Annotated in this window: 21 protein-coding genes; 15 read left to right on the forward strand and 6 right to left on the reverse strand. The window is 60.6% G+C overall.

Annotated features, from left to right (window positions below; all coding sequences use genetic code 11):
• Window positions 1–10 precede the first annotated feature (10 nt).
• A complete protein-coding gene (locus tag PGR6_RS16330) occupies window positions 11–1,114 on the forward strand; it encodes a cytochrome P450 (protein ID WP_064618333.1) in 1,104 nt (367 codons plus the stop codon).
• Window positions 1,115–1,122: 8 nt separating this feature from the next.
• Here the strand turns inward: PGR6_RS16330 and dmeF are convergent, their stop codons facing one another.
• Both dmeF and PGR6_RS16340 read right to left on the reverse strand, forming a co-directional pair.
• A complete protein-coding gene (gene dmeF, locus PGR6_RS16335) occupies window positions 1,123–2,049 on the reverse strand; it encodes a CDF family Co(II)/Ni(II) efflux transporter DmeF (RefSeq protein WP_064618335.1) in 927 nt (308 codons plus the stop codon).
• Between the two features lie 11 nt (window positions 2,050–2,060).
• Window positions 2,061–2,336, reverse strand: a complete 276-nt coding sequence (locus PGR6_RS16340; protein WP_019648873.1) for a metal/formaldehyde-sensitive transcriptional repressor — start codon at window positions 2,334–2,336, stop codon at window positions 2,061–2,063.
• 298 nt (window positions 2,337–2,634) lie between these two features.
• Between PGR6_RS16340 and PGR6_RS16345 the strand changes: the two genes are divergently transcribed.
• Window positions 2,635–2,970, forward strand: coding sequence for a hypothetical protein (locus PGR6_RS16345; protein WP_064618337.1), 336 nt, complete (start codon window positions 2,635–2,637; stop codon window positions 2,968–2,970).
• Window positions 2,971–3,294: 324 nt separating this feature from the next.
• Here PGR6_RS16345 and PGR6_RS16350 read toward each other — a convergent pair whose 3' ends face one another.
• Window positions 3,295–3,633, reverse strand: a complete 339-nt coding sequence (locus PGR6_RS16350; protein WP_018929733.1) for an FKBP-type peptidyl-prolyl cis-trans isomerase — start codon at window positions 3,631–3,633, stop codon at window positions 3,295–3,297.
• 272 nt (window positions 3,634–3,905) lie between these two features.
• Between PGR6_RS16350 and PGR6_RS16355 the strand changes: the two genes are divergently transcribed.
• The 4 genes from PGR6_RS16355 to PGR6_RS16370 all read left to right on the forward strand — a co-directional run bounded on the left by PGR6_RS16355 (window position 3,906) and on the right by PGR6_RS16370 (window position 7,930).
• Complete coding sequence (locus PGR6_RS16355) at window positions 3,906–4,367, forward strand: hypothetical protein (RefSeq protein ID WP_018929734.1); 462 nt, start codon at window positions 3,906–3,908, stop codon at window positions 4,365–4,367.
• Between the two features lie 216 nt (window positions 4,368–4,583).
• Window positions 4,584–5,657 carry a sensor domain-containing diguanylate cyclase gene (locus PGR6_RS16360; protein WP_064618339.1) on the forward strand — a complete coding sequence of 358 codons (1,074 nt, stop codon included), beginning with the start codon at window positions 4,584–4,586 and terminating at the stop codon, window positions 5,655–5,657.
• A 171-nt stretch (window positions 5,658–5,828) separates the two neighbouring features.
• Complete coding sequence (locus PGR6_RS16365) at window positions 5,829–7,121, forward strand: MFS transporter (RefSeq protein ID WP_018929736.1); 1,293 nt, start codon at window positions 5,829–5,831, stop codon at window positions 7,119–7,121.
• A gap of 32 nt (window positions 7,122–7,153) precedes the next feature.
• Complete coding sequence (locus tag PGR6_RS16370; RefSeq protein WP_018929737.1) at window positions 7,154–7,930, forward strand: substrate-binding domain-containing protein; 777 nt, start codon at window positions 7,154–7,156, stop codon at window positions 7,928–7,930.
• Here the strand turns inward: PGR6_RS16370 and PGR6_RS16375 are convergent.
• Window positions 7,920–8,834, reverse strand: coding sequence for a LysR family transcriptional regulator (locus PGR6_RS16375; protein ID WP_018929738.1), 915 nt, complete (start codon window positions 8,832–8,834; stop codon window positions 7,920–7,922). The two genes, PGR6_RS16370 and PGR6_RS16375, sit on opposite strands and share 11 nt — an antisense overlap.
• A 193-nt stretch (window positions 8,835–9,027) precedes the next feature.
• On the opposite strand from PGR6_RS16375, the gene PGR6_RS16380 reads away from it, so the two are divergent.
• Window positions 9,028–10,836 (forward strand): monovalent cation:proton antiporter-2 (CPA2) family protein, encoded by a 1,809-nt coding sequence (locus tag PGR6_RS16380; RefSeq protein WP_018929739.1) that lies wholly within the window; start codon window positions 9,028–9,030, stop codon window positions 10,834–10,836.
• 83 nt (window positions 10,837–10,919) lie between these two features.
• On the opposite strand, the gene PGR6_RS16385 is transcribed toward PGR6_RS16380, so the two are convergent.
• Window positions 10,920–11,492, reverse strand: a complete 573-nt coding sequence (locus tag PGR6_RS16385; RefSeq protein ID WP_064618341.1) for a cytochrome b — start codon at window positions 11,490–11,492, stop codon at window positions 10,920–10,922.
• A gap of 186 nt (window positions 11,493–11,678) precedes the next feature.
• Here PGR6_RS16385 and PGR6_RS16390 point away from each other — a divergent pair, with 186 nt between their 5' ends.
• Genes PGR6_RS16390 through PGR6_RS16420 form a run of 7 tightly spaced genes read left to right on the forward strand, consistent with a single transcriptional unit; the run spans window position 11,679 to window position 17,983 of the window.
• On the forward strand, window positions 11,679–12,356 hold the full coding sequence (locus PGR6_RS16390; protein ID WP_018929741.1) for a thermostable hemolysin: 678 nt from the start codon (window positions 11,679–11,681) through the stop codon (window positions 12,354–12,356).
• Window positions 12,346–13,827, forward strand: coding sequence for an AMP-binding protein (locus PGR6_RS16395; protein WP_018929742.1), 1,482 nt, complete (start codon window positions 12,346–12,348; stop codon window positions 13,825–13,827). The genes PGR6_RS16390 and PGR6_RS16395 overlap by 11 nt, the downstream gene beginning before the upstream one ends.
• Window positions 13,824–14,498, forward strand: a complete 675-nt coding sequence (locus PGR6_RS16400; protein WP_018929743.1) for a TenA family transcriptional regulator — start codon at window positions 13,824–13,826, stop codon at window positions 14,496–14,498. Before PGR6_RS16395 ends, PGR6_RS16400 begins: the two co-directional genes overlap by 4 nt.
• Complete coding sequence (locus tag PGR6_RS16405; RefSeq protein ID WP_018929744.1) at window positions 14,485–15,294, forward strand: SDR family oxidoreductase; 810 nt, start codon at window positions 14,485–14,487, stop codon at window positions 15,292–15,294. The genes PGR6_RS16400 and PGR6_RS16405 overlap by 14 nt, the downstream gene beginning before the upstream one ends.
• The gene (locus PGR6_RS16410) at window positions 15,291–15,935 is read left to right on the forward strand and encodes a tetratricopeptide repeat protein (RefSeq protein WP_064618343.1); all 645 of its coding nucleotides are present in this window, start codon (window positions 15,291–15,293) and stop codon (window positions 15,933–15,935) included. The genes PGR6_RS16405 and PGR6_RS16410 overlap by 4 nt, the downstream gene beginning before the upstream one ends.
• A gap of 12 nt (window positions 15,936–15,947) precedes the next feature.
• The gene (locus PGR6_RS16415) at window positions 15,948–16,610 is read left to right on the forward strand and encodes a response regulator (RefSeq protein WP_018929746.1); all 663 of its coding nucleotides are present in this window, start codon (window positions 15,948–15,950) and stop codon (window positions 16,608–16,610) included.
• Complete coding sequence (locus PGR6_RS16420; protein ID WP_064618344.1) at window positions 16,607–17,983, forward strand: sensor histidine kinase; 1,377 nt, start codon at window positions 16,607–16,609, stop codon at window positions 17,981–17,983. The genes PGR6_RS16415 and PGR6_RS16420 overlap by 4 nt, the downstream gene beginning before the upstream one ends.
• A gap of 235 nt (window positions 17,984–18,218) precedes the next feature.
• Here the strand turns inward: PGR6_RS16420 and PGR6_RS16425 are convergent, their stop codons facing one another.
• Window positions 18,219–19,115 (reverse strand): LysR family transcriptional regulator, encoded by an 897-nt coding sequence (locus tag PGR6_RS16425; protein WP_018929748.1) that lies wholly within the window; start codon window positions 19,113–19,115, stop codon window positions 18,219–18,221.
• Between the two features lie 134 nt (window positions 19,116–19,249).
• Between PGR6_RS16425 and PGR6_RS16430 the strand changes: the two genes are divergently transcribed.
• Window positions 19,250–20,899, forward strand: coding sequence for a GMC family oxidoreductase (locus PGR6_RS16430; RefSeq protein ID WP_064618346.1), 1,650 nt, complete (start codon window positions 19,250–19,252; stop codon window positions 20,897–20,899).
• The last annotated feature ends 48 nt before the right edge of the window (window positions 20,900–20,947 follow it).

The raw sequence follows: 20,947 nt of genomic DNA on the forward strand, positions 1-20,947 counted from the left end.
GCTGCGACCCATGGACCCGATCATCGCTGCGACTCACGCCGACCCTTACCCCTATTACGCGCAACTGCGTGCCGAGGGTGGATTGGTTTTTCATCAGGGACTGAAACTGTGGGTGGCCAGCAGCGCCCGAGCGGTTGCTGCCGTGCTGGCGCATCCGGATTGCCACGTACGGCCGGCGCATGAGCCGGTGCCCAAGGCGATTACTCAAGGCATGGCCGGCAAAGTGTTCGGTCAGTTAATGCGGATGAACGAGGGTGAGCGGCAGCGTTGCCCGAGGGCGGCGATTGAGTCGGGGCTGACGCTGATTGATGTGAACGAAGTCAACTCACTGGTCAGCGCTCGATTGATTACCCCAGGGGCCGATGGGTTGTACACGGCGATGTTTCGCGGGCCGGTCTGCGTGGTGGCAGCGTTGTTGGGATTCTCTCCGGCGCAGGGCCGGGCCATCAGCGAGCTGACCGCTGACTTCGTCGCCTGCCTGTCACCCCTCAGCGACCAGGCCCAACTGGACGCTGCCCATGTTGCGGCAGAACAGCTGAAGGGATATTTCATCGAGCTTCTGGCTGATCCGAACAATCGAAGCGCCCTGCTCGCCGGTATCCGGCAGCGCTTCGCCACCTCGACCGACCCGGAAAACTTGATCGCCAACCTGATCGGCCTGTTCTCCCAGACCTACGAAGCCACCGCCGGGCTGATCGGCAATGCGCTACTGGCGTTGAGCCGAAACCCGCAGATCGACCCAACTCAAGCCAACGACCTGATCGCCGAAGTGCAGCGCTTCGATCCTTCGGTACAGAACACCCGCCGCTTCGTCGCAGCGCCCTGCGAAATCGACGGCGTGAACCTGAACCCCGGCGACGTCATTCTGGTGCTGCTGGCCTCGGCCAATCGTGATCCGCTGCTCAATGACGATCCCGATACATTCCTGCTCGAACGCCCAAACCGCCGCAGCTTCACCTTCGGCGCCGGCCGTCATCAATGCCCGGGGCAAGTGCTGGCCTTGAGCATTGCCCGCGCGACGCTGACTCAGATCCTGATAATGAAACCGGCTTTGGATCGGTTGACCTGGCACTACCGCCCTTCCCTTAACGGGCGCATTCCGCTCTTTGCCTGAAAAACACCTCAAGCGTTGCGATATTCGACCGTCAGGTGAGACAACTCATGAACCGGCGCCAGACGTTCGCGGATGGCGTCGGCACTGACGCTCGCCGTAGCCACGACACTGACAATTGCGGCTCGCGCCTGGGGCCCAACTTGCCAGACATGAAGGTCACTGATGCGGACATCGTCCGTCGATTCAAGCAGCTCACGAATTTCGGCGGCGACGTGCTCGTCGGTGGCGTCGAGCAATACCGCGGCGCTATCGCGCATCAAGCCATAGGCCCATTTCGCGATAACAAGGGCTCCGACGACGCCTATCACCGGGTCCAGCCAGACCCAACCCAAATAGCGCCCGGCCAACAATGCCGCGATAGCCAGTACCGACGTCAATGCATCGGCCAGCACATGGACATACGCCGAGCGCAGGTTGTTATCGTGATGATGGTGACCGTGGTTATGGTTGTGATGATCATGGCCGTGATCCCCATGGTTGCCTGCCAGCAGCAATGCGCTGACGACATTCACCGCCAGCCCCACCACCGCAATCACCGTCGCTTCGGTGAAAGCCACGGTGATAGGTTGAAACAGCCGCAGGATCGATTCGCCGGCGATGCCGATCGACACCAGGCCCAGCACCATGGCAGAAGCAAAAGCCGCCAGATCCCCGACCTTGCCAGTACCGAAGCTGAAGCGCGAATTGTTGGCGTGTCGCCTGGCAAAACTGTAGGCCGCCGCGGCAATGCCCAAGGCCACGGCGTGGGTCGCCATATGAAAGCCGTCCGCCAGTAACGCCATGGAGCCGGTGATATAACCAGCGGCAATCTCGCCAATCATCATCACGAACGTCAGCGCCACCACCCACAACGTGCGGCGAGCATTTTCATCGTGGGCGGCCCCCAGAAACAGATGGTCGTGAGTAAAGCGCGAAGCCTGAGGTGTCAGTGTCATGGGGCAGGCCTCTATTTCGAGTAACGGCGGATGGCTTGCAACAAGTCTTCCACGCCTTCGGCGCGTGCTTCGTCGCTGAGGCCGGGACGGGCCACATGTTCACGGGCGTGGGCGTCGATGAACTGGTCCATCAGACCATTGACCGCACCGCGAATTGCCGCAACCAAGTGCAGGGTTTTGGCGCACTCGGCATCGGACTCCAACGCCCGCTCCACCGCCTGGACCTGACCGGCAATGCGCCGGACGCGATTGAGCAAATCGTCTTTGTGTTCGTGGATGTGCGACATACCTATACCCCCTACCCCTATTTAGGCGGGCATAGTTACCGATATTGCCGGGGCTGGCAAGTCGGGTTGACTGCGTCATGGCTCATCGGCTTGTATCGCGGTAATAGCGGATCAGGCCTCCAGCAAAAACTGTTGTTGCCATTAGCATTTGTAATAGCGGCCAGAGTTTCAGACCAGTCCTACATCTATCAAATGCCCTTTGATATAGCGTCCGCATCGCTTTCAAAAGATGAAACCAGGACGCTCATGGCTGGAAAGGAAAAACCGATCACAAAGGCAATATTCAGGGAGTTAAAAAGTGAGCCTTCTCTACCAAGATCCAACAATGAGCCACGAGGAAACGACGAGACTTCTAGCTAGCAACGTAGAAACCAGCGTTGTTGTCGCATTGATTTCTATTGGCCTGAATGAACAAGACAAGTCCTGGGCTCAAAACACCTGTCTGAAGTACCTCGAGAGTGAGTCCGAATCAGTTGCAGCATCTGCCATAACCGCGCTCGGGCACATAGCCCGCAGACAGGGTGGTCTGGACTTGGGTGCTGTACGCCCGGCCCTTGAGAAGATGAAGAAGAAATTTCCCTCCCTGGAAGGGATTGTGGCGAACACCCTTGATGATATTGAGGCATTCACCTGACTTGCCCATCCGCAAAGGGAACTGGCCGTGAACCGGGCGCTGGATAACATCGATCCGCAGTAATAGCCGATCAAGCCTTCAGCAAAAATAGTTGTTGAAATGAGCATCCGTGGCGAGGGGGCTTGTCGGAACGCCGCATCGCCCCGTTCGGCTGCGCAGCAGTCGTAAAATCAACGTATGCGGTCAGTCCTGAGAAACCGCGATGGATTGGATTTGGGGTCGCTGCGCAACCCAACGGGGGCAAGCCCCCTCGCCACAGATAGCAAAAACCCCGCTCTCTCCTCTCAGAGACAGCGGGGTTAATCATTTCAATTCACTCGCCCATCAATCATCCCGCGTCAGCACTTCCAGCAATTCAATCTCGAAAATCAGATTCGAATTCGGCGTAATCGCCCCCATCGAGCGCTCGCCGTAGGCCAGGTGCGCCGGCACCAGCAGCTTGCGCTTACCGCCGACCTGCATGCCCATGATTCCCTGGTCCCAGCCCTTGATTACCCGCCCGGTGCCAATCACGCACTGAAACGGTTTGCCCCGGCTGTAGGAAGAATCGAATTCGGTGCCGTCTTCCAACCACCCGCGATATTGGGTAGTGATCAGCGCGCCTTTGACGGCGGCTTTGCCGTCGCCCACTTCAAGGTCGATTACCTGCAACTCATCATTCATTACATTCACTCTATCTGTGCGCTTGCCCGAGCGGGCTTGATGGGCGCCGTTTTCCCAGAAATGCGGGCTATTGGCAACCATTTCGCTCTGCATCCGGCAGTGGTCGTGAACTGGGCACTATACGAAAACTGCCTGATCGCCACTCGGCGACTTTTCGTACAGACCCTAATTTACACAACAGGACTTATGTAACCCGACAATACGCCGATACCGTGCAGCGGCACGGAAGCACCGAAGCACCACTTACTCCATAGAAGGCAGGAGCCTGAACAATGTTTGAACACATCTGGCGCAGCATCCATTCCCCGGGCTACTTCCCCAACGTACTGGAGTGGATGATCAATATTCTCTTCAACCCGTTCATGGTGATTATGTGCCTGATGGTCGGAGCGCTGGCCGGTAAATGGTGGAGAGCCATCCCCTACGGCAGCCTCATTTGTTATGTGGTGTTCCTGAGCCGGTCGTCATTCTATCGGTGGGGAAGCATTTTCCCCGAAGCCGGCCTGCCTGCGCTGTTGATTGACGGCGCACTGCTGGCCCTCCTCGGCTTCTATTTGAAAGGCGTACTCAGAACCCGCTCAGAAGCAAAACCCGAAGGCCATTGGTTGCGCTGGCTTTATCAAAGCCTGAAGGTCGTCATGCTGACAGTCATGGTGATGTTCTGGGTACTCGTCGTGCTGGTTGTCGTGACCTTCACCGTCTCGGTCGCGACGCAACCGTCAGTGGTGAACTGACCCACCTCCTGCTTGCCAGGGTCTATACGAAAAGTCGCCGAGTGTCGATCAGGCAAGGCAAAAACAGGCGATGAAGCGGAGTTTACGGGTTGTAAATGAGCATTCCGAGCCTGTTTTTAACGCAGCATGATCGACACGCAGGCAGTTTTTCGTACAGAGCCTTAATATACCCGCCACCTCCCCCACGGTTCGATACGCCATGAGCGCAATTCCTCAATGAGTCAGCTCTGGACCGACGTCACCATCGGCTCGCTGACCCTTGCCCTGATCGTCGCGCTGATTTGGCGCGATCGTTCGCTGCAAAAGCAGTTGGCCGAGTGCCGTGCGCTGATCGATAGCCTCACCGAGGGACAAAGTATCCACCAGGAAGGCGACGCCGAGCGCTTCAAACGCAGTCAATACTTCGCCCGCATCGGCACCTGGGACTGGGAGGTTGATACCGACAAGCTCTATTGGTCGGATGCAATCTATGGGATGTTCGGGTTCAAGATCGGCGAGGTGACGCCCTCCTACGCCCTGTTCTGTTCCTGTGTGCACCCGGACGACCGGGTCAAGGTCCGCGCCGGTGAATTGCGTTGCCTGGAAACCGGCGAAAACCACGACGAGGAATACCGCGTGGTCTGGCCGGACGGCAGCATCCGCTGGCTGCGGGAGACCGGCAATGTGGTCAAGAATGAGCATGACGCAACGATCAAGATGATGGGCGTGGTCCGCGACATCACCGAAGAAAAAGCCTCCGCCAGTTATCTGCAGCACCTGGCCCATTACGACCCGCTGACCGGCCTGCCCAATCGCCTAGTGCTCGAAGAGCGCCTGTCCGCTGCCCTGGAACACGCCCGCCTTAGCGCCACGCGGGTGGCGCTGGTGTTTGTCGACCTCAATGGGTTCAAGGCGATCAACGACCACTATGGCCATGCGGCCGGCGACCGCGTGCTGGTCACCACCGCAACACGCCTGAAGAAAATCCTGCGTTCAACCGACACCGTCGCCCGGATCGGCGGCGACGAGTTCGTGGTCATCCTCCAAGGACTTCCCCAAGGCAACAGCCTGCAAGACGAAGCCCGCAGCATCTGCCAGAAAATCTTCATCGAACTCGCACCGCCGGTGACCATTGGCAACGACCAGCGCCACATCGGCAGCAGCCTTGGGGTTGCGGTGTTCCCGGACCATGCGCCGAGCATGGACCGGTTGATTCACATTGCCGACCTGGCGATGTATGAGGCCAAGCGCAGCGGGAATAATCAGTATCGGTTGGGGAACATCAGCCCGATACGCGTACACAGCGAATAGCCTTGGGTAAACGCCGCGTCTCTGGGTCGGCAGCATTGATCCGCTTCATGCATCAATACATACCAACTATGCAATTAACATATCGATGTCCCTGCTCCACTATCCACCCCAATAAGAACCGTGCACCGCGTCCAGGCAGTGCACGTCATAAAAGCGGTGGAGTACACGTCAATGACAGCATCAATCCATTCCGGTCGCTCCCGGACCAGTGCGATTTTCCGAGTGACCTCGGGCAACTTCCTCGAGCAATTCGATTTCTTCCTTTTCGGCTTCTATGCCACGCAGATCGCTGCCGTATTTTTCCCTGCCAGCAGCGAGTTTGCGTCCCTGATGATGACGTTCGCGGTGTTCGGCGCGGGCTTCCTGATGCGTCCGTTGGGCGCCGTGATACTGGGCGCTTACATCGATGATGTGGGGCGCCGCAAAGGGCTGATCGTCACCCTGTCGATCATGGCCAGCGGTACGATTCTGATTGTGCTGGTGCCCGGATACGAAACCATCGGGCTGTTCGCCCCGGCCATCGTGCTGATCGGCCGATTGCTGCAAGGCTTCTCGGCCGGTGCGGAACTGGGCGGTGTATCGGTGTACCTCGCGGAGATCGCCACTCCCGGCAACAAAGGTTTCTTCACCAGTTGGCAATCCGCGAGCCAGCAAGTGGCGATCATCGTCGCGGCGGCTTTGGGCTATGGTCTGAACCAATGGATGGCGCCGACGATGATTGCCGATTGGGGATGGCGGATTCCGTTTTTCGTCGGCTGCATGATCGTGCCTTTCATCTTCTTCCTGCGCCGTAACCTGGAAGAAACCGAAGAGTTCACCGCCCGTAAACACCGGCCAAGCATGGGCGACGTGTTCCGCACCCTGGGACAGAACTGGGTCATCGTGTTCGCCGGGATGATGATGGTCGCCCTGACCACTACCGCGTTCTATCTGATCACCGTGTACGCGCCGACCTTCGGCAAAACCGTGCTGCACCTCAATACCTCCGATGCGCTGTTGGTGACCTTGCTGGTGGGCGTTTCGAATTTTTTCTGGTTGCCGATTGGCGGCGCGCTTTCAGATCGCATCGGTCGTCGCCCGGTACTGATCGCCATGGCGTTACTGACGTTGGCCACGGCCTACCCAGCGCTGACCTATCTGGTGCAAGCACCGAGTTTCATCAACATGCTGTTGGTGCTGCTGTGGCTGTCGTTCATTTATGGCTTGTACAACGGCGCAATGATCGCCGCACTGACGGAAATCATGCCGGTCGAGGTTCGGGTCGCAGGTTTCTCTTTGGCATATAGCCTGGCGACGGCGGTGTTCGGCGGTTTCACACCGGCCATATCGACCTTCCTGATCCAGTACACCGGCGATAAGGCCGCACCCGGTTACTGGATGAGTTTCGCCGCGTTCTGTGCCCTGTGCGCGACGCTGTTTCTCTATCGCCGTGCCTCTGGCCGCCTGCAACCGGCCGTGTCGTGAACCACCCAACCTCTAACTGCGAGAGCTATTTGATGAAAAGGTTTTTCAACTTTACCGCCCTGGCCCTGGTGGCCAGTCTCGGTCTGAGTTCGATCGCCCAGGCTGAAGAAATCCGTGTAATGACCTCCGGTGGTTTCACGGCGGCCTACAAAATCCTCGGTCCGAAATTCGCCGAGTCTAGCGGCAACACCCTGGACACCGCCCTCGGTCCATCCATGGGAAAGGCCCCGGAAGCGATTCCCAATCGTCTGGCCCGCGGTGAGAAAGCCGACGTGGTCATCATGGTCGGCTATGCCCTCGACGACCTGATCAAGCAAGGCAAAGTCGATCCCGCTTCACGGGTCGAACTGGCGGATTCGCGGATCGGCATGGTGGTGCGTGAAGGTGCGCCGAAGCCGGACATCAGCTCGGTGGAAGGCCTGAAAAAAACCCTGCTCGACGCCAAGTCAGTCGCCTACTCCGACAGTGCCAGCGGCGTGTATATCGAGGATCAATTGTTCAAGCGTCTGGGCATCGAAAACCAGCTCAAACCCAAATCGAAGATGATCCCGAAAATCCCGGTGGGCTCGGTGGTTGCCACCGGCGATTATCAACTGGGCTTCCAGCAGGTCAGCGAATTGCTACCGGTGCCTGGGGTGAGTTTTGTGGCAAAAATTCCGGAATCGGTGCAATCGGTCACCCGTTTCGCCGCCGGTATTCCGGTCAATGCGCAACACCCGGCCGAGGCCAAGGCGCTGCTTGAGTACCTGGCCTCCAGCGCAGCCCAGCCGGACGTAAAAGCGACGGGGCTGGACTCAGTCAGCCACTGACCGAAGGTTGCTGGACTTTCATTTCCACCACCAGGCGCTCCAACGCCAATGCCGCCGGGGTTAACGTACGACCCCGGCGCTTGATCAACCCGACATTGCGCATCACCTGCGGATCGGTCAACGGTACCCGCGTCAGAATCGGGTGGTCCGCCGCCGGCATCGCCATCAACGGCACGGCAGCCACGCCCAACCCGGCCTCCACCAGACCGATCATGGTCGTCACATGACGGGTTTCGCAGATGCTCGGCCGCTGCGGCACCACGCCAGCCAGCGCTTGATCCAGCAAAAAGCGATTGCCCGAAGTCTTGTCCAGCGAGATGTAATCCTGCTGATAAAACTCATCCCATGTCACGCTACTGCGTCCTGCAAGGGGGTGATCTCGTCTGCACGCCACCACATAACCTTCCTGCACCAGCGGCTCGAATTCGACTTCGGCCTCCAGGGTGCCCATGAAGCTCAAGCCGAAGTCCGCTTCACCGTTGACCACGGCACTCAATACCTCGTGAGCACTGGAGTCGAGCACCTTGACCTTGATCCGCGGAAATTGCCGATGGTAATGGGCGATCACACGCGGCATGAAGTAGTACGCCGCCGACGGCACACAGGCGACGGTGACATGCCCGAGCCGGGTCGAGGCGACTTCGCTGATACCCAGTAGCGCCACGTCCAGGTCATCCAGCAGGCGTTCGACGCTGGGCATGAAACCACGCCCGGCCTGAGTCAGGCTGACCCGGCGAGTCGTGCGTTCGAACAATTTCACGCCCAGAGCGTCTTCGAGCTTTTCGATCCGCCGGCTGAGGGCTGGTTGGGAGATGCGTACGGTGTCCGCAGCCTTGCGAAAGCTGCCCTGCTCCACCACGGCGCGAAAGGCTTGCAGATCGTTAAGGTCGAAGTTGATGGTCATGGTGCGCACTCGGGAACGAACAGTTTGATCAGCTTATCCTATGAATGTCACTAATTGATGCTAAATGTAACGACATCTTGGGTGCCTGCAAAATTGCCATCGCGAGGCCCAAACATTTTCGTTCATGGCTGACGCATCCGGCTCCAGCCTTTATCCTTATCGCCCCCGCCGTATCGAGTTTTTGGAGTTTCACATGCCCCATGAAGGCAACCTGTTACAAGCCGCTGTCGTCTTTTTGTTCGCGGCGGTGCTCGCCGTTCCCTTGGCCAAGCGCCTGCAATTGGGGGCGGTGCTCGGCTATCTGTTTGCCGGGGTGATCATCGGGCCGTCGGTGCTGGGTTTGATCGGTAATCCACAAAGCGTCAGCCACATCTCCGAACTCGGGGTGGTGTTGTTGCTGTTCATCATCGGCCTTGAGCTGTCGCCGCGACGTTTGTGGGTGATGCGCAAATCGGTGTTCGGCGTGGGCCTTGCGCAGGTGCTGTTGACCGGTTCGGTGATTGGTGTGCTGGCGTTGTTCGTGTTCGGCCAGTCCCTGAACAGTGCCATCGTGTTGGGCCTCGGCCTGGCGTTGTCGTCCACCGCGTTTGGCTTGCAAAGCCTGGCCGAGCGCAAGGAGCTGACCAGCCCCCATGGGCGGTTGGCGTTCGCGATTTTGCTGTTCCAGGACATCGCCGCGATCCCTTTGATCGCGATGGTGCCGTTGCTGGCCGGCGGTGATCACACCAGCAGCGCGGCCGAAGATTTGAACCATGGCTTGCGGGTGCTGGGCAGCATCGCGGTGGTGGTGATCGGCGGGCGTTATCTGTTGCGCCCGGTGTTTCGCGTGGTGGCCAAGACTGGTCTGCCGGAGGTGTCCACCGCCACCGCATTGCTGGTAGTGATCGGCACGGCGTGGCTGATGGATCTGGTGGGCGTGTCCATGGCACTCGGCGCGTTCCTCGCCGGTTTGCTGCTGGCGGACTCCGAATACCGTCACGAACTGGAAGCGCAGATCGAACCGTTCAAGGGCCTGCTGCTGGGGCTGTTTTTCATCAGCGTCGGCATGGGTGCCAACTTGAGTCTGCTGCTCAGTGCGCCGGTCGTGGTGCTGGGGCTGACCCTGCTGCTGATCGCCATCAAGCTGCCGCTGCTGTTTGTGGTCGGTCGACTGGCCGGAGGGTTGGGCAAGGTTAATGCGATTCGTCTGGGGATCGTGCTGGCGGCCGGTGGTGAGTTTGCCTTCGTGGTGTTCAAGATCGGTCGGGACCAGGGCTTGTTCGAGCCGCGCCTGTACGACTTGCTGGTGTTGACCATCACCCTGTCGATGGCGCTGACGCCGCTGTTGCTGCTCGCCTGCGCACGCCTGGTCAAACCCAAGGTGCAACCGGTGGAGGTGCCACAGAAGTTCCGTGAAATCGACGCCGATACGCCCCGCGTGGTCATTGCCGGCATGGGCCGTATGGGGCAGATCGTGGCGCGGATTCTGCGGGCGCAGAACATCAAGTTCATCGCCCTCGACACCTCGGTGGAAACCATCGAACTGTCCCGCAGCTTCGGCGGCGTGCCGGTGTTCTACGGCGACCCGATGCGCCCGGAAATCCTCAGCGCGGCCAAGGTCGAGCAAGCGGAGTTCTTTGTGATCGCCACCGATGATCCGGACACCAACATCAAGACGGCCGAGGTGGTGCACAAGCTGTATCCGCACATCAAAATCATCGCCCGTGCCCGTAACCGTCAGCATGTGCACCGGTTGGTGGATGTCGGGGCGCAGGCGGTGCGGGAAACCTATTACTCCAGCCTGGAAATGACCCGGCGCACCCTGGTTGGCCTGGGGCTGACCCAAGCCCAGGCGGATGCGCGGATCAAGCGCTTTACCCATCACGACGAACAGGTGCTGGAGGCTCAGCACGCGGTGTATGACGATGCGGCCAAGGTGATGCAGACGGCGCAGGAAGCGCGGGCGGAACTGGCGAAGTTGTTTGAGTCGGATCAGCTGGAAGAGCAAGCGGGCAAGGTTTGAGGTGACAGTGATGACTTCATCGCGAGCAAGCTCGCGATGAACGATAACGCAGTGTTCGAGGCAGCCCGAACGTCCAGGGAAACTTATCGCTGACGCTCGTTGACACCCGCACCAAAGCCCTTGGGCAGCATGCGCGTGAGCGTGTTGTCGCGAACCCAGTAGTGATGGACCAACCCCGCCGCCGCGTGCAAACCGATCAGCCAGTAACCGGCACTGCCGAGCCACTCATGCCAATGCTTGAATTGCTTGGCCAGCACGGGATCAACCGCCACCGGCGCCGGCAGGAAGAAATCGAAATACGGCATTGGCTTGCCGCCGGCGGCCAGCATCAACCAGGCCAATAGCGGTGTTGCAATCATCAGCACATACAGCGCCAGGTGCATGAGGTGCGAGACGCCGGTCTGCCAGGTTGACAGAGCCGGGGTAATCGGTGGCCGGGGGGTGAGGCGCCCGAGCAGGCGGACCCAGACCAACGCAAAAATGCTCAATCCGAATAAGCCGTGAAGCCCCAGAAAAAGACCCCTCAAATCACTTCCACGGGGCAGTAGCCCTTTGATCTCGATGCAGCCATAAACGCCGACGAACAGCGCCAACATCAGCCAGTGCAAGGTGATCGAGAGTTTTCCATACCGGTGTACTGCTGAATCTCGGGTCATACAGAGCCTCTTGAAGATCGGTGGCGGCTGCCGACTCATTTCGTGCAGCCTGGATCCGGTTTCGTCGAACCGACCGGCGCCACCCTGCCTGTCCAGTCTTAAGACAATCTGAAGATAACCTTCAGACTTCGTTAAGAATCGCCTTTGATACTCCCCCCAAACTGACTCGGGGAGGCGTTCTTGCCCATGCACGATTTTGACTGGAACATCCCTCTGCCCCTGCACTTCGGTCAAGCCGAAACCTCGCAGATGAGTCTGGTCAGGGCCTTGCCAGACGATGCCCAGCGACCCGTCTTCGAAGCTTTTATCCAGCAGCGTTTTCGCAAGGCCCATGGCGCCGATATCCGCCATTTCATGCCACAACTGTTCGGCCTGAGCGATGAGTCCGACACGCTGTGTGCGGTGGCCGGCTTACGACTGGCCAGTGCCGAACCCTTGTTTCTGGAGCGTTACCTGGACGAGGCGATCGATCCGCTGATCAGCGCCGCTGCCGGCCAACCGGTGGACCGGGCCGGGATTGTCGAGGTCGGTAACCTCGCAGCCAGCGATACCGGCAGCGCGCGGCTGAGCATCGTCGCCATCACCTATCTGTTGGCCATGGGCGGGCTGGAATGGGTGGCGTTCACCGGCAACATCGGGCTGGTAAACAGTTTTCATCGCCTGGGTTTGAAGCCGGTGACGCTCTGCGCCGCCGATCCCGAGCGGTTGGGCGACGACCGTCACCACTGGGGCAGTTATTACGAGAGCCAGCCATGGGTGCATGTCGGCAACATCCGCGCCGGCTTCATTCATTTGCGCAACATCGGCCTGTTCAATCGCCTGGGGCTGCCAACCTCCCTTGAGGAGTCCAGCCATGTCGCCTGAAATGGAGCGTTTCAAACAAACCCTGCGCCATCACGCCGAACACAAAGGCAACGCCGTCGCCCTGTGGGGCGATCAGTTGAAACTCGACTACGCCACGCTGTACGCCGAGGTCACGGATCGCCAACAGCGTCTTCGTGATGAGCACGTCAAAGTGGTCGCGCTGGCTCTGGACAACGGTACCGAGGCGATGCTCTGGGACCTGGCCATCCTGTTCGAAGGCCTGACCTGCCTGACGTTGCCGCCCTTCTTCAGCCCGGCACAACGCATTCATTGCCTGCAACAGAGCCAGGCCGAACGGGTGATTGCCGAGCCGGAACTGGACGCCGAACTGCAAGGGGCCGGCTATGAACACACAGGCGAATTCTGGCGTCGTTCCTTCAGCGGCCCGAACCTCATCCCCGAAGGCACCGCCAAACTCACCTTCACTTCCGGCACCACCGGCACACCCAAAGGTGTATGCCTGAGCGCCGAAAGCCTTTTGCGAGTGGCCCGTGAACTGGATCAGGCGAGCAAGCCCACCCATCCGCGACATCACTTGGCACTGCTGCCCCTGGCGATTCTGCTGGAAAACCTCGGCTGTTATGCCGCGCTGTATGCCGGCGCGACCCTCAGCGTGCCGAGCCAGAAAACCCTGGGCATTCAGGGGGCCAGCGGTGTCGATGTGCCGCGCTTGTTGGGGTGTCTGGCCTCCCGCGCGCCCGAGAGCTTGATCCTGGTGCCACAGTTGCTGCTGATGCTGGTCAGCGCCGCCGAGCAAAAAGCGTTCAACCCCCAATCGTTGCGTTTTGCCGCCGTGGGCGGTGCGCGGGTTTCCGAAGAACTGCTGCATCGTGCCCAACGCATCGGCATGCCAGTGTATGAAGGTTACGGATTGTCAGAATGTGCGTCGGTGGTGTGCCTCAATCGCCCCGGAGCACACCGCCCCGGCAGCGTCGGCCGGCCCCTGCCCCATGTAGAAATTCGCCTGGCCGACGACGGCGAAGTGCTGGTCAAGGGCTCGACCCTGCTCGGCTATCTGGGGCAAGCGCCCTACCACGATGAATGGTGGCCGACCGGCGATCTCGGCGAGTTCGACCCGGAAGGCTTTCTCTACCTCAACGGGCGCAAGAAACATCAGTTCATCACCAGTTTCGGCCGCAACGTCAACCCGGAATGGGTCGAGGCCGAACTCACCCAGCGTCGCCACATCGCTCAGGCGTTCGTCTACGGCGAAGCGATGCCGAGCAACCACGCCCTGCTCTGGCCCCATCGACCGGACTGCACCGATGAAGAGCTGGCCACCGCCGTGGCCCAGGCCAATGAGGCCTTGCCCGATTACGCTCAGGTTCATCACTGGACCCGTCTCGATCAACCCTTCACCCCCGCCAACGGCCTGCTGACCGCCAATGGCCGACCGCGCCGCGATGCCATTGTCGAGCGTTACCGGGCGCTGCTCACTGAATCCGTTTTCCCCGAGGTATCTGCACCATGAGTTTTTTCGACACGCTGCAAGAAGCCACCTATCAAGAACGCCATGAGCTGTTCAATCTGCCGATCATCCGCGATGCCCTTGAGGGCAACGTGAGCCTGGACAGCTACCGCGCCTTCCTCACCCAGGCCTACTACCATGTGCGCCATACCGTGCCGTTGATGATGGCGTGCGGCGCACGTCTGCCACAGCGTCTGGAATGGCTGCGCAAAGCGGTGTGCGAGTACATCGAGGACGAATACGGCCACGAACAGTGGGTGCTCGACGACATCGCAGCCTGTGGCGGCGACAAAGACGCCGTGCGTGATGGTCGTCCATCGCTGCCGATCGAGTTGATGGTCAGCTTTCTTTACGACCTGATTGCCCGGGACAACCCGGTGGGCCTGTTCGGCATGGTCAACGTGCTGGAAGGCACCAGCATCGCCCTGGCCACCCACGCGGCCGGCAGCATCCGCGAACGCCTGGCGCTGCCGGAGACCGCCTTCAGCTACCTGAGCTCCCACGGCTCACTGGATATCGAACACATGCAGACCTACCGCCGCTTGATGAACCTGCTCGAAGACCCGGCCGACCAGGCTGCGGTGATTCATGCCTCAAAGGTCGTGTACACGCTCTACACCGACATGTTCCGTGGCCTGCCGCGCGATGGGGAGAATCTGCATGCGCCCGTCTGAGGCACGCGTGGTATTGACCGGCGCCAGTGGCGGCATCGGCCTGGCCATCGCCGGCACCCTGTGTGCCAGTGGTGCACACGTATTGGCCGTGGCCCGGCATCGAGAGTCGCTGGAGCCCTTGCTCGAGCGCTACCCGGAGCAGTTGCGCTGGGTCGGGGCGGACCTGACCCTGCCCGACGACCGGCGCAAAGTGCTGGCGGCGGCCGAGGCCATCGGCGGCATCAACCTGCTGATCAATGCCGCGGGCGTCAATCACTTCGCCATGCTCGAACAGCTCGATGACAGCGAGATCAACGCCATGCTCGCGGTGAACGTCGGCGCGCCGATCAGCCTGACCAGGCTGTTGCTGCCGCTGCTCAGGCAGGCCGAGAGTGCCATGGTGGTGAACGTCGGTTCGACCTACGGCTCCATCGGCTACCCCGGTTACGCCAGCTATTGCGCCACCAAGTTTGCCCTGCGCGGTTTCTCCGAAGCCCTGCGCCGGGAACTGGCCGATACCCGGATCAACGTGCTCTATGTCGCTCCCCGGGCAACCCATACCAGCATGAACAGCGCGGCGGCCCAAGCGCTGAACGATGCGCTCAAAGCCAATGTCGACGACCCGCAGACCGTTGCCTCGGCGGTCATCCACGCCATTGCCGGCGACCGTCGCGACTTGTACCTGGGCTGGCCGGAACGCTTTTTCGTGCGCCTGAACAGTCTGTTGCCGCATCTGGTGGACCGTGGCTTGCGCAAGCAATTGCCGCTGATCCGTCGCCTGAGTCAGAAGCCCGATAAGGAGAGCCTCAAACCATGAAGAAAATTCTCGCCTGCTTGTTGCTCGCCGTGCTGAGCCAAAGCGTCTGGGCGCTGGACGCCGCCGATCAGCAGCGCCTCAATGCCATCCAACAGAGCTGGGCACACATCCAGTACGAATTGCCCGCCGAACAGCGCAGCGCCGCCTTCGAAAAACTCGCAGCCCAGGCCTCGGCGTTCACCCGGGAACGCCAGTCCCTGGCCGAAGCGTGGATCTGGTCCGGCATCGTCACCAGCAGTTGGGCCGGCGCCCAGGGTGGCCTCGGTGCCCTGAGCAAGGCCAAGGCAGCCAAAGTCGATCTGGAAAAAGCCCTGGCCATCGATCCCAAGGCCCTGCAAGGCTCGGCCTACACCAGCCTCGCGGCGCTGTATGATCGGGTGCCCGGCTGGCCTATCGGTTTCGGCGACGCCGACAAGGCCGAAAAACTGTTGAAGCAGGCCTTGGACCTGAACCCGACCGGCATCGACAGCCTGTACTTCTGGGGTGATCACCTTTACCGTCAAAAGCGCTATGGTGAAGCTCGGGATGCCCTGCAAAAAGCCCTGCACGCCGCGCCCCGTCCTGGCCGGGAAAGCGCCGACGCCGGGCGTCGCAAAGAGATCGAAGCATTACTGGGTGACGTGAACAAGAAACTCGACTGACAGGAGTCCCGTGTGCGCTTATTACTGATCGAGGATGACGTAGCCCTTGGCGAGGGCATTCATCAGGCCCTGGGCCGTGAGGGTTACACCGTCGACTGGCTGCAGGACGGCAGCAACGCCTTGCATTCACTGCTCAGCGAAACCTTCGATGTGGCCGTGCTCGACCTCGGCCTGCCGCGCATGGACGGTCTGGAAGTGTTGCGCCGCTTGCGTGACAGCGGCTCGAACCTGCCGGTGCTGATCCTCACCTCACGGGATGCCACTGAAGACCGCATCGCCGGGCTGGATGCCGGCGCCGACGATTACCTGGTTAAACCCTTCGATCTGGCCGAACTCAAGGCTCGCCTGCGAGCTTTGTTGCGCCGCAGTGCCGGTCGCGCGCAAGTGCTGATCGAACACGCTGGCATCTGCCTGAACCCCGGCACCCAGCAAGTCAGCTATCAGGGCGAACCGGTGGCGCTGACGCCCAAGGAATATCAACTGCTCCATGAATTGCTCTCGCCTCCGGGCCGGGTCATGACCCGCGATCACCTGATGCAACTGCTTTACGGCTGGAACGAAGAAGCCGAAAGCAACACCCTGGAAGTGCACATCCATCACTTGCGCAAGAAGTTCTCCACCGACCTGATCCGCACCATTCGTGGGGTGGGTTATCTGGTGGAGGAGCGTCGATGACTTCGATCCGGCGTCGCACCCTGACGCTGATCATCGGCCTGATGCTGACGGGGTTGGCAATCCTCAGCGTGTTCAACCTGCACGACAGCAATCACGAAATCGCCGAAGTCTACGACGCCCAACTGGCGCAGAATGCCCGGCTGCTGCAGGGTGTGATGCGCATGCCGCTGGCCAGCCATGAACACGCCGAACTGTATCAAGCGTTCAACAAGGCCTTGAGTGAAGCGGTGCCGGGCGTTGATGGTCACCCCTATGAAGGCAAAATTGCCTTTCAGGTGTGGAATAGCAAAGGCGAAGTGCTGGTGCACACCGCCAGCGCCCCCTCCTTCACCGTGCCGCCGACGACACATGGTTTCAGCGATGTGGTGGATTTGAGCAGCCGTCATTGGCGGGGGTTCGTGCTCGAAGACAAAGAGAATGACCTGCGCATCTGGGTCGGTGAACGGGACGACGTGCGTGCAGACCTGGTCGACCGGATCGTGCGTCACACCCTGTGGCCCAATGTGCTGGGCAGCCTGATGCTGGCGGCCATGGTCTGGCTGGCCATTGGCTGGGGGCTCAAACCCCTGGCCGATATGGCGGCAACGTTGCGGGCACGGCACAGCGGTTCTCTGGAGCCGTTGCAACTGACCCCGTTGCCCAGCGAACTGGAACCGATGCAAGCGGCGCTCAATCGGATGCTCGCGCAAATTCAAGAGGTGCTTGGCCGTGAGCGGCGCTTCATCGCCGACGCCGCCCACGAATTACGTACGCCACTGGCCGTGTTGCGGGTGCATGCGCAAAACCTGCTGGAAGCCGGCACGGAACAGGAGCGTCGTGAGTCCCTGGCGTTTCTGATTGCCGGGGTCGACCGCGCCAGCCGTCTGGTCAATCAATTGCTGACCATGGCCCGTCTCGAACCCAAGGCTGTGACGCCGGTGCTGCACAGCATCGACCTGAGTGAAACCGTGCGCGCCAGCCTGGCCCAGCTCACACCCTGGTTACTGAGCAGGAACCTGGAACTGGCTTTCGACGCGGAGGACCGACCTTTCAAAGTCCTCGCCGACGCCGGCACCATCGACATCGCCCTGAACAACCTGGTCACCAACGCGGCGAATTTTTCGCCGGAGCATGGCGTCATCACCGTGCAATTGAGCCAGGACGACGGGTTCTACAATTTGAGCGTCCAGGACCAGGGACCGGGCATCGACGAAGCGGATCGCGCACGATTGTTCGAACGCTTTTACAGCCGTGGAAACACCGGCGGCGCGGGCCTGGGGCTGGCCATCGTCAACACCATCGCGACCCAGCTGGGTGGGCGGATTACCCTGGTCAATCCGCCCGAAGGCGGGTTGCGGGCGACGCTGTCGATTCCTGTTGACCAGCACCATTGAACACTCTGTGGCGAGGGAGCTTGCTCCCGCTGGGCTACGTAGCGGCCCCAAAATCTGAACAATCGCCGATTTTTGTGAGTGCTACGCACTCAAGCGGGAGCAAGCTCCCTCGCCACAGGTTTCTCACTGACTCAAGATTCCATTACCCGAGCGAGGCTAGCCCGCGAAGAACGATAACGCGGTGTGCCAGACCTGACGCCTTCGCAGGCAAGTCGGATCGCCGCACCGCTCGCTCCTACAAAGGAATGGAGCCTCGCAGCAGAGCCTGCTCACGCTCACACAACTCCACCACGTAATCCCACAACACCCGCAGCCGCACCGACTTGTGCAGCTCGCGCCGCGTACTGATCCAATAACTGCGCTGGATGCTTTCGTCCGGCAGCAACGGCACCAGTTCAGGATCGGCGCTGGCCATGTAGCACGGCAGCACGGCGATCCCCAGGCCCGAGCGCGCGGCCTGTTGTTGGGCGATGACGCTGGTGCTGTGAAACACCACCTGGGGGTTACGGCAGAAGCTGTTGAGGAACATCAGTTCCTGGCTGAACAGCAAATCATCGACGTAGCCGATCCACGCGTGGCGGCCGAGGTCTTCGCGGCTGCGCAGCGGTGGCGAGCGGTCCAGATAGGCCTGGCTGGCGTAGAGCGCCAGTCGATAGTCGGTGAGTTTGCGGGTGACCAGCATGTCGGCGGCCGGGCGTTCGAGGTGAATGCTGATCTCCGCTTCACGGTTGAGGATGCTGACGAAGCGCGGCACCGCCACCAGTTCCACTTCCAACCCCGGATAGCGTTCGAACAACCCGTTCATGCGGCTGGCGAGGAACATGATGCCCAGCCCCTCCGTCACCCCGACGCGGATCTTGCCCAGCGGCGCGGTGGATTGGGTGATTTCTTCCTGGGCCAGCAACGCGACGTTTTCCATGGCCTCGGCATGCTTGAGCAGCGCTTCGCCAGCCGGGGTCAATTCGTAGCCTTGGGCATGCTGGACGAACAGCGCGGTGCCGAGGCTTTTTTCGATGGCCTCGATGTGCCGGGCCACGGTGGCGTGGGTGGTGTTCAAGCGGCGGGCGGCGGTCAGCAAGCGGCCGCTGCGCTGCAATTCAAGAAAAAACCGCAGGTCATTCCAGTCGAACATGAACCATCCTTGACGTTATGCCGTTACTAACGGCTGTTTAAAAACGCACAGCAGCTGCGCAAAAACTAACATTCTTTTAACGAAAGCTAACAACTAGGATGACCGACAACAAGAACAACAATACGAGGTCAGGGATGCAGACTTCCCTTGATGAATACGATTACATCGTGGTCGGCGCCGGGCCGGCCGGGTGTTTGCTGGCCAATCGACTGTCAGCCAACCCGCAACACCGCGTGTTGCTGCTCGAAGCCGGCGGCCGCGACAACTATCCGTGGATTCACATCCCCGTGGGTTACCTGTTCTGCATCGGCAACCCGCGCACCGACTGGTGTTTCAAGACCGAGTCGCAACCGGGCCTGCAAGGCCGTGCCCTGAGCTACCCGCGCGGCAAGGTGCTCGGCGGCTGTTCCTCGATCAACGGCATGATCTACATGCGCGGCCAGGCTGGCGACTACGATGGCTGGGCGGCCGAGGGCAATCCCGGCTGGGGCTGGCAAGACGTGCTGCCGCTGTTCAAACAAAGCGAAAACCATTTTGCCGGCGATTCGGAGTTTCACGGCGCCGCCGGCGAATGGCGGATCGAGCGGCAACGCCTGTCGTGGCCGATTCTCGATGCCTTCCGCACTGCTGCCGAACAAAGCGGCATTGCCAGCATCGATGACTTCAACCAGGGCGACAACGAAGGCTGCGGCTATTTCCAGGTCAACCAGAAAGCCGGGGTGCGCTGGAACGCGGCCAAGGCGTTTCTCAAACCGGTCCGTCACCGCACCAACCTCACGGTGCTGACTGATGTTGAAGTCGACCGCGTGCTGCTGGAAAACGGCCGTGCCTCGGCGATCAGCGCCCGTTGGCAAGATAAGGCGAAAACCTTCAAGGCGCGTAAGGAAATCATCCTGTGTGCCGGCTCCGTCGGTTCACCCGGCATCCTCCAGCGTTCCGGCATCGGCCCTCGCCCGCTGCTGCAACAACTCGGCATCGGCGTTGCCCATGAACTGCCCGGCGTGGGCGGCAACCTGCAGGATCACCTGCAACTGCGGCTGATCTACAAACTGGAAAACGCCCGCACCCTGAACCAGATCGCCGGCACGCTGTGGGGCAAGATGGGCATGGGCCTGCGTTATCTGTATGACCGCAGCGGCCCATTGTCCATGGCCCCAAGCCAACTCGGCGCCTTCGCCCGTTCGGGGCCGGAGCAGACCTCGGCGAACCTCGAATACCACGTGCAACCCCTGTCGCTGGAGCGCTTTGGCGAACCGCTGCACGCCTTCCCCGCCTTCACCGCGTCGGTCTGCGATCTGCGCCCGCAAAGCCGTGGGCGCATAGACATTCGCTCCGCCGACCCGCGGGAAGCGCCGCTGATTCAGCCCAACTACTTGAGCCATCCCGAAGACTTGCGAGTGGCGGCCGACGCGATCCGCCTGACCCGCCGCATCGTTCGCGCCCCCGCCCTGCAAGCGTTCAAACCGGTGGAATACCTGCCCGGCGACAGCTTGCAGAGCGAAGAGCAATTGCACGAAGCCGCCGCCCGAATCGGCACCACCATTTTCCACCCGGTGGGCACCTGCCGGATGGGCAACGACGCGGACGCGGTAGTCGACGCTGAGCTGCGCGTTCATGGCATCCCCGGCCTGCGCATCGCCGACGCCTCGATCATGCCGCGCATCACCTCGGGCAACACCTGCTCGCCGACATTGATGATCGCCGAGAAAGCCGCGCAACTGATCCTCGAAACAACCGCAAGGAGTTTTGCCCCTGACGAAAAAGCACTGACCGCAGTCTCTTGAGCAAAGGAATAGCGGCACCCGCCCACAAGGCTGGCGTCGACAGTGGAA

This window comes from Pseudomonas sp. GR 6-02, assembly GCF_001655615.1.
GTDB lineage: Bacteria > Pseudomonadota > Gammaproteobacteria > Pseudomonadales > Pseudomonadaceae > Aquipseudomonas.

Bases quoted from the DNA above. Each gene is read 5' to 3' on its own strand.
- PGR6_RS16385 (WP_064618341.1), bottom strand. From the start codon at position 11,492: ATGACCCGAGATTCAGCAGTACACCGGTATGGAAAACTCTCGATCACC.
- PGR6_RS16410 (WP_064618343.1), top strand. From the start codon at position 15,291: ATGAAGAAAATTCTCGCCTGCTTGTTGCTCGCCGTGCTGAGCCAAAGC.
- PGR6_RS16330 (WP_064618333.1), top strand. From the start codon at position 11: ATGGACCCGATCATCGCTGCGACTCACGCCGACCCTTACCCCTATTAC.
- PGR6_RS16395 (WP_018929742.1), top strand. From the start codon at position 12,346: ATGTCGCCTGAAATGGAGCGTTTCAAACAAACCCTGCGCCATCACGCC.
- PGR6_RS16375 (WP_018929738.1), bottom strand. From the start codon at position 8,834: ATGACCATCAACTTCGACCTTAACGATCTGCAAGCCTTTCGCGCCGTG.
- PGR6_RS16400 (WP_018929743.1), top strand. From the start codon at position 13,824: ATGAGTTTTTTCGACACGCTGCAAGAAGCCACCTATCAAGAACGCCAT.
- PGR6_RS16380 (WP_018929739.1), top strand. From the start codon at position 9,028: ATGCCCCATGAAGGCAACCTGTTACAAGCCGCTGTCGTCTTTTTGTTC.
- PGR6_RS16360 (WP_064618339.1), top strand. From the start codon at position 4,584: ATGAGTCAGCTCTGGACCGACGTCACCATCGGCTCGCTGACCCTTGCC.
- PGR6_RS16390 (WP_018929741.1), top strand. From the start codon at position 11,679: ATGCACGATTTTGACTGGAACATCCCTCTGCCCCTGCACTTCGGTCAA.
- dmeF (WP_064618335.1), bottom strand. From the start codon at position 2,049: ATGACACTGACACCTCAGGCTTCGCGCTTTACTCACGACCATCTGTTT.
- PGR6_RS16430 (WP_064618346.1), top strand. From the start codon at position 19,250: ATGCAGACTTCCCTTGATGAATACGATTACATCGTGGTCGGCGCCGGG.
- PGR6_RS16350 (WP_018929733.1), bottom strand. From the start codon at position 3,633: ATGAATGATGAGTTGCAGGTAATCGACCTTGAAGTGGGCGACGGCAAA.
- PGR6_RS16340 (WP_019648873.1), bottom strand. From the start codon at position 2,336: ATGTCGCACATCCACGAACACAAAGACGATTTGCTCAATCGCGTCCGG.
- PGR6_RS16355 (WP_018929734.1), top strand. From the start codon at position 3,906: ATGTTTGAACACATCTGGCGCAGCATCCATTCCCCGGGCTACTTCCCC.
- PGR6_RS16405 (WP_018929744.1), top strand. From the start codon at position 14,485: ATGCGCCCGTCTGAGGCACGCGTGGTATTGACCGGCGCCAGTGGCGGC.
- PGR6_RS16425 (WP_018929748.1), bottom strand. From the start codon at position 19,115: ATGTTCGACTGGAATGACCTGCGGTTTTTTCTTGAATTGCAGCGCAGC.
- PGR6_RS16420 (WP_064618344.1), top strand. From the start codon at position 16,607: ATGACTTCGATCCGGCGTCGCACCCTGACGCTGATCATCGGCCTGATG.
- PGR6_RS16365 (WP_018929736.1), top strand. From the start codon at position 5,829: ATGACAGCATCAATCCATTCCGGTCGCTCCCGGACCAGTGCGATTTTC.
- PGR6_RS16370 (WP_018929737.1), top strand. From the start codon at position 7,154: ATGAAAAGGTTTTTCAACTTTACCGCCCTGGCCCTGGTGGCCAGTCTC.